The organism is Martinezella sp. CNPSo 3964 (assembly GCF_057784375.1).
The window spans coordinates 1-7462 of record NZ_JBXSOW010000026.1; the positions used below are offsets into that span (position 1 = coordinate 1).

The window sequence follows — 7462 nt, forward strand, 5'->3', positions numbered from 1 at the left end:
CGGAAATACTGCCTTACGAACCTTCTTGGTAGCCATCCTGAATGATCCTTGCAATTGCCGAGAGGATTACGCGCTTGATCAATGCATCTGCCCGAATGCCCAATAAATTCTTCTAAGATCAAGTCGTACGGATATTCAAGAGAGACTTAGCTGATCCATTAATAAAATATTGTATAACTTCTCTCGCCTGTACTAAGCTAATTTTAGTGCTCCCTATTATTGCAAGTATATGTTATATTTAATACATATAAGAAAAATATTTTTGGCTATTGCTGTACATTACTCGCATTTTCAATTGCCTCGGCTGTCCGGGCAAGACTATCGTGTGCTTGCAGTTTGCTGTTGATCAATTCCTGGTTGAATCTGATCGAACATCCACCTGCCGGCACCAATGATCCCACCCCACATCGTAACGGCAACACCGACCGCCATCAGCAGGTTTTTCAATCTCGAGCTCAATACCGTTTTCCTCAATCAAGGGGCGTCGCTATACGGCGATGGATGCTAGCTTCAACATCTTACCAATATGCTTACCGCAGCCCTGACATCGACAATGGGTTAATCGGGCATTAATATGCGAAACGAGGTAGCTCGACACACGAACTTGGCCACCTTGCTCATCCCCGGCTAGCATCCTGATCGATCCAGGAAATCATGAGGCACCTACATTGACCGCGAACGCAAGGATTGCAGGATCGCGGCAATGAGGGTGACGGGCCAGAATACATAGGCAAGAAACATCTTCCAGGGTGATACGCGCTTTTTCTCGTCGGAGCTTGACAAGAGCAGGAAGCCAAGAATGATGGCGATCAAGCCAAGCAGCCAGATGACAAAGACAATATACAGCATGTACCGAAACTCCTCTCCTTCAACATCTATCACGATGTTTCAATCAGGCAAGCTGAGCGAAGGTCGTTCGAAGACGCTTGCGCTGCTTTGGGCAGGGCTGTTCGGAATGCCGACTTTGATTAGCCGCTTCTTGGTCGTCCTCGCCGTTTCAACGGCCATGGCGTCATCCGCGGCAGCTGGTTCCTTTGAGACAGTGTGGCGCGACGACTTCAATGGACCAGCGGGACGACCTGATCCTGCCAAGTGGGTATACGATCTGGGTTACGGAAATGCTCTCTGGGGGAACAACGAGAAGCAGACCTATACAAACAGTGCGGACAATGTGCGGCTGGATGGCTTGGGACACCTCGTGATCACCGCGCGCAAAGAGCCCGATGGACGCTATACGTCCGGCAGGATCAAGACGAAGGGCCGGTTCAGCGCGAAATATGGTCGTTTTGAAATCCGGGCCAAGATAGTACGTGGTCCGGGATTGTTGCCGGCCTTCTGGTTGATGGGCAATGCCGGGCAATGGCCCGCGAACGGCGAGATCGATGTCGTCGAAAATATTGGCGCAAACCCTGGGACTGTGTTCGCCAACCTCCATGCGCCGGGCTATTCCAGCCCTGGCGAACACGTGGCTGATGGGGCTCTCGCCGATGATTTTCACGATTACGCGATCGAATGGACGCCGGGGCAAATCCAATGGTTTTTCGATGGCAAGCTCTTCAAGACCGCCGAAGCCAGCAAACTCCAACCCGGGCAGAAATGGGTTTTCGACGATCAGCCCTTCTACATGATCTTGAACATTGCAATTGGAGGCGATTGGCCGGGTCAACCGGCTGACGACGCCTTGCCACAATCGATGATGGTCGACTGGGTAAAGGTCATGGCCTACCGGCCCTAAGCTTCAGCGTCCGGCGCGCCGCTTTCCCAATTCGGCCTATCACGCACTCCAGTGTAGCATGGGCCAAGATCCACATTCGCACATCACGGTCGTCGGTCGAGGCTCACATTGCAATAGCCGTTCAGGCTATATTCCGGGGGATTAGACGCACAGCCTTGGGCAAATCATCGCGCCAATTGATGCAACTCTTCTGTTCCGGAGTGAGTGCATGTGACAGTTCAGCGATCTGGCTGCGGGATAGACCGGATCGTTCGCAGAAAAACGGATGGCGCGGGCTGCGTGAGAAGTAGTTGTAAAAGATCGCGCAACGGTCGCGCGACGTGGCAGGTTTGCCACGGTGATACTGACTGGCCGTGTCACTGAAGATGACCGTTCCCGCCGAGCCTGTGCAGGTGACGACGTCGCGATCGATGACAGGACCACCGAGCCTTGCCTCAAGCAATTCCTGGCTGAGCGCGGGATAGGTGAATTTGTCCGCCAGATCGCCTGTAACGACGTTCGGGCGGACGACCTGCAAGGGGCCGGTGCCCTCATCGACATCATTGCAATAGACCGCGATCTTGACCATTCTCCGATCCTCGCGGTCTCGATGCCACTTTCGCGTGCCAATCTGGCGACCATCCGCAACGGTGTAGAACATGTTCATTCCGTCGTAGGCGACTGGAAGACCGAGATAGGCCTCGACAATGTTCAGCAAGCGTTGGTTCAGCCCCCAGAGGAAAATGGCGGGATTGCTCATGATCTCGTCAGGCGTCGCCGTAATCGTCTCCCAGCCATCGTATACATTTTGCCGCACACGCTGCTCATAGGTCTTAGCAATCAGCTGCGCTGAAGCAAACATCTCGTTGTTGAGCGACAGGTCGAGCGACGATAGCGTGGTAACGCACACGCCATCGCTGTTCAGTCTCTCCACAATCTCGGCATCTTGGTCGCATAGCTTAGGCAGGCTCGACAAATGGTCAATGCGCGCCCGATCATACGAAGTGCGAAGCTTGGCTTCGATCGTAGGGCGATTGATCACCCACAACGCCAACTCGGATGGCAAGTTACGGACTCGGCGATAGATTTTCCTGGGGATGGTGTTGCGCACCGTAGAATCCTTATAAAATACAGCCCCCGTCGACTACTGTTTCAGGATTCGTGACGACAAGGAAGATGCATCCGCGATCTTTGAACGTCAAAATATGATCCTCTCTTCAGCGTGGTGGGACCAAGCGCATTGAAGCCTTCGGCTTGTCGCGAACGTGGCGTCCCTTACCGCCTTTGGTTTTCTCACCAAGCGGCACACGGCCCTCCCATCATGAAATCGATAAGTCAGATGAACCGGCCTGCAACGCATTCAGAACGCGAGATGCAATTGCGACCCCCGGGCCTTTATCAATCATTAATCATATCGAGGCATCTAGTGTGAAGACTGCACGAACGGTCACTATCGTTGCGCCATGACGAATCGCCTAAAATATCTCCTGCTAGCCATCCTGGTTTCCACGCTTTTGTGGGTGCTCCTGTTTTTTGCTGCCCATTGGATAGCCAGAACCTGATCCCAAATACCCAGAGGGTTCTCACATCGTGGCCCCCGCGTGCCGCCAAAGGCGCAATCCGCTGCTCGCTGGCCATGGTCGACATGGGTTCACATTCGTAGCCCTTCCGTGCCCGGGACAATCGGCGCGAATTAGCTCCGCAGCAACTTGGGGCAGGACTTATCCCGTGTGAGAGGTCGCAAGCGCGTGCTCGTCGTGAGCGTACAGGATCTTCACGCCAGCGGCATCCGGAGTGAAATTCTGCAATGTGACAACCGCGTGGGTTTCAGTCGCAGTTTGCACGGAGATCGTTGTGGCGTTGGTTTTGTCATCCACGACGGCAGTCAAATGATTAAGTGCGTTTGCCTGCGACAAGCCATCCTGTTTGATGAGGGCGTCAATCAAACCCGTCACATCGAGCACATCCCCTTCGGTGGCCGGATGGAAATCCGTTATGATATCGGCCGGGTCGAGTTTGCTCAGGGCAGCGGCATCAATCATGAACGTGTCGGCGCCCGCTCCACCAGTCATTACATTGAAACCCGAGCCGCCATCCAACGTATCATTGCCCGCGCCTCCGATCAGGATATCGTTTCCGGCGCCGCCGAAGAGATAGTCGGAGTGATCGCTTCCAATGATAACGTCGTCATAGGGTGTTCCGATAATTCCGCTGATATCCGAGTAATCCAGGCCGCCACCAGAGATGTCGAAGTGGGTGACGGTGCTGCTGTGCGCTAAAGTGATCTCTATTCCATGACTGAAGCGAGAAAAGTCAAGCGCGTTGTTGCCACCCCCACCGGCGACCGTGTTGAACGAGTTTTCGATGAGCTTGAAGGTATCGTTTCCGCTTCCGCCGATCATAGTATTCATGGAGAACAGACCGGCGACGAAGGTATTGTCACCATCTCCACCATCCATCGTGTTCGTCGCGTAGTCTCCACCGGACAGGAAGTCGTTGCCGCTGCCGCCATGCATCTCGTTCGTTGCATTCGCCGCGCCGATAATCGTGTTGTTACCGCTACCGCCATACATTTTATTGAGTGCATGCTCGGCACCGATGAGCGTGTCATCTCCACCCCCACCGTACAGGATATTGGTCGAGTTGATGCCACCGATCAAAAGGTCATTGCCGTCCTGGGCCGTTTCCGAAGTCCCGTCACCATAGAGAATGTTCTCGGCAGTATTTGCCGAGCCGATCAGGACGTCGTTTCCAAGGCCGCCAATGATCGTATAGCCATCGCCGCTGTGCGCAGCCACGAAAATCTCGTTCGCTGCGGTACCGGTTGTCGTCCAATGGCTATCGATGCTCACCGTGGAGACCGTCTGATGAATTCCGTCCGTCACGGTGTAGTCGAACGACTCGGCATGGCCGGAGACCGCAATCGTGACGCTGTCCCCGTTCAGGGTGGCGACCGATCCCATGATTCCGGCAATGGAAAGGTCCGCGTGATGGGCTCCGGACGCCTCCCACAAGAGTGCCGCCGTCGGGATGGTTATCGTCTCGCCCGGCACCGCATTCGTGGTAAGGGACCAGTTATTCGCAGCAGGTAGGTTGTTATGAATATCAACCGAGAACGATTGGGATACTGCCGTTGTATCGCCGTCGCCATCATGACCGGCGACTGCAAAACTCAGCTTGAAATCGGTCGCATCAAGGTCGCTGATCGGCCTGTAGAGTGTGAAATTATAAGCGCCGCTGACGTGAGTTCCATTTTCAGACAGTGCGACAGTAAAGACCGTTACGTCATTCCCCTGCGAGGAATAATAGGCCGTGAGCAGGGTACCGTCGCTGCTCAGGGAATATTGCAATGCATTTCCACCCGAGGTGAGGTGCGACAAATCAAGCACATGACCGGAGCCATCGGTCAGAGTGATATTTGAGACCGCCGTCTGGCTGACAAACGTAACCGCGGTTTTTGCCGGGCCGTCCGCGCCGAAGGAGAAATTCAGCTCGACGTCGCCAGTACTGATGCCGCCGCTGACAAGTGATCCCGAAGCCAACACCAGATTGTCCTCGGTGAGCGTCTGATCGGGGACCGGCGCTCCGGGGACCGGCACATCGTCAATCACATCGACCGTGAAGTTCCCCGTATTGTGCGAGCCATCAGCATCCGTCGCCGTGTAGCTGAAGGTGAGCTTGATGTCGGAAAGATTGTTCGTGCTGTCGCCATCGTCCAGCGGCCTATAGAGCGTGAATTCGTAGGAGCCTGTCGTGTGCGTACCGTTGGGAGCCGCCAGGCCTACCTCGAAGACCAGCTGGCTCAAGGTCGGTGCCGAGCCCGAGGCCGGGGCATCGCCGGTATAACCATAGAGGGTCGCACCAACCACGACGAAGTGAACGGCCTCGCCATGTGAGATCAGAACGAGCGGATTGCCGTCAGCATCCACCGGTGAGGCGCTGTCGAAGGCAACGCTGTTGCTGGTTGCAGGACCATCGGCACCAAAGGCGATGATCCCCAGCGAACCGGATACCGTCGTATTGTCGGCCGTCACCAACTCATGCTCGCTGACGGAGACGATATCGACGTCTCCAACCGTCGGCGCGTCATCGGCAATGATGAAGCTGAGGGTCGAGGTGGTGGTGTTGCCGTTTTGGTCCGTGACCGTGTAAGTGAACGTCTCCTGCTCGCCGCCGGCATGAACGCCTGACGTCGTCAGCGTGTAGCTGTATTTGCCGTCGGCATCGATCGACAGTGTGCCGAAGGAGCCTTGGACTGTTGTCGTGCCGCTGGCATCGACGGTAACCGAGGCGCCCTTGGCGTCGAGGACGCTGGTGATATGCGGAGCGTCAGGATCGGCAAGCGTGATGCTGCCCTGCGCCGTCACGGCTGCTTCCGACGGCGCGGTGCCACCCGGGAGATTGGCTTCCGATAGCTTCGCCGGATCTACCGTCTCGGGCTGGCTCGTGCGGCCATCCGTCACCGTGAAGGTCAGTGTCGTCGTCGACAAGCTGCCATCGGCATCCTTGATCGTATAGGTGAAGGTGTCCGTGCCACTCTCATTCGGATTGGCATGATAGCTGTAGGAGCCGTCCGCATGCAGCGTCAGCGTTCCGAGCGTCGTGACGATCGCGCTGTCGACATTTGTCGACTGCGCCGCGGTCGCGCTGCCCGCTGCAACACCAACCACCTGGAGGCCGCCGTCGGCACCCGTCACGTCATTGGCAAGCACCCCCGACGCTGCATCGGCCGTGACCGTCGCGCCGGACTGCAGCGAGCCGGTATCTGTCGTGGCGATCGGCGCATCGTCGGCGATGGTGAAACTCAGGGTCGAGGTGGTGGTGTTGCCGTATTGGTCCGTGACCGTATAGGTGAACGTCTCCTGCTCGCCGCCGGCATGGGCACCTGACGTCGTCAGCGTGTAGCTGTACTTGCCGTCCGCGTCGATCGACAGCGTGCCGAAGGAGCCTTGGACCGTCGTCGTGCCGCTGGCATCGACGGTAACCGAGGCGCCCTTGGCGTCGAGGACGCTGGTGATATGCGGGGCGTCGGGATCGGCAAGCGTGATGCTGCCCTGCGCCGTCACGGCCGCTTCCGACGGCGCGGTGCCTCCCGGAAGATTGGCTTCCGACAGCTTCGCCGGGTCCGCCGTCTCGGGCTGGCTCGTGCGGCCGTCCGTCACCGTGAAGGTCAGCGTCGTCGTCGAGAGCGTACCGTTAGCGTCCCTGACCGTGTAGGTGAAGGTATCAGTGCCGCTCTCGTTCGGATTGGCATGGTAGCTGTAGGAGCCGTCCGCATGCAGCGTCAGCGTCCCGAGCGTCGTGACGATCGCGCTGTCGACATTTGCGGACTGCGCCGCGGTCGCGCTGCCCGCTGTCACACCGACCACCTGAAGACCGCCGATCGTTGTGACATCATTGGCAAGTACGCCATGCGCCGCATCCGACGAGGTCGTCGCGCCGGACTGCAGCGAGCCGGTGTCTGCCGCGGTTGTCAGGGGAGCGACGGTCTGTTGGGTTTGAGTGGCCTGGGCATTGCCGCGATTGTTATCCTGGGTTCCCGGACCGCCGGGACCGCTGCCGATTACATCGGCAGGACCAAGGAGACCGATCAGATTGAGCGGCGTGCGGGCATTCCCGGCCTGGCTGTCCGTGAACTGGTGGCCGGAGTCCGTGCTATTGCCGGCGTGAACCGAACCATCGGGACCTTCAGCGACGTTGATGCCCTGCTGCTGAAGCGCTGCAACGATGGCCTGCTGCGGCAGCGTG

The 7462-nt window shown here is 57.2% G+C and carries 3 protein-coding genes; 1 reads left to right on the plus strand and 2 read right to left on the minus strand.

The features are described from left to right. The first annotated feature begins 799 nt into the window (after window positions 1–799). The gene (locus AC13Q5_RS34890) at window positions 800–1735 is read left to right on the plus strand and encodes a glycoside hydrolase family 16 protein (RefSeq protein ID WP_488504947.1); all 936 of its coding nucleotides are present in this window, start codon (window positions 800–802) and stop codon (window positions 1733–1735) included. A gap of 121 nt (window positions 1736–1856) precedes the next feature. On the opposite strand, the gene AC13Q5_RS34895 is transcribed toward AC13Q5_RS34890, so the two are convergent. Both AC13Q5_RS34895 and AC13Q5_RS34900 read right to left on the minus strand, forming a co-directional pair. Continuing rightward, window positions 1857–2825, minus strand: coding sequence for a phytanoyl-CoA dioxygenase family protein (locus tag AC13Q5_RS34895; protein WP_488504948.1), 969 nt, complete (start codon window positions 2823–2825; stop codon window positions 1857–1859). A gap of 610 nt (window positions 2826–3435) precedes the next feature. Next, window positions 3436–7462 (minus strand): beta strand repeat-containing protein (locus AC13Q5_RS34900; RefSeq protein WP_488504949.1); only part of this gene is annotated, 4027 nt, incomplete at its 5' end.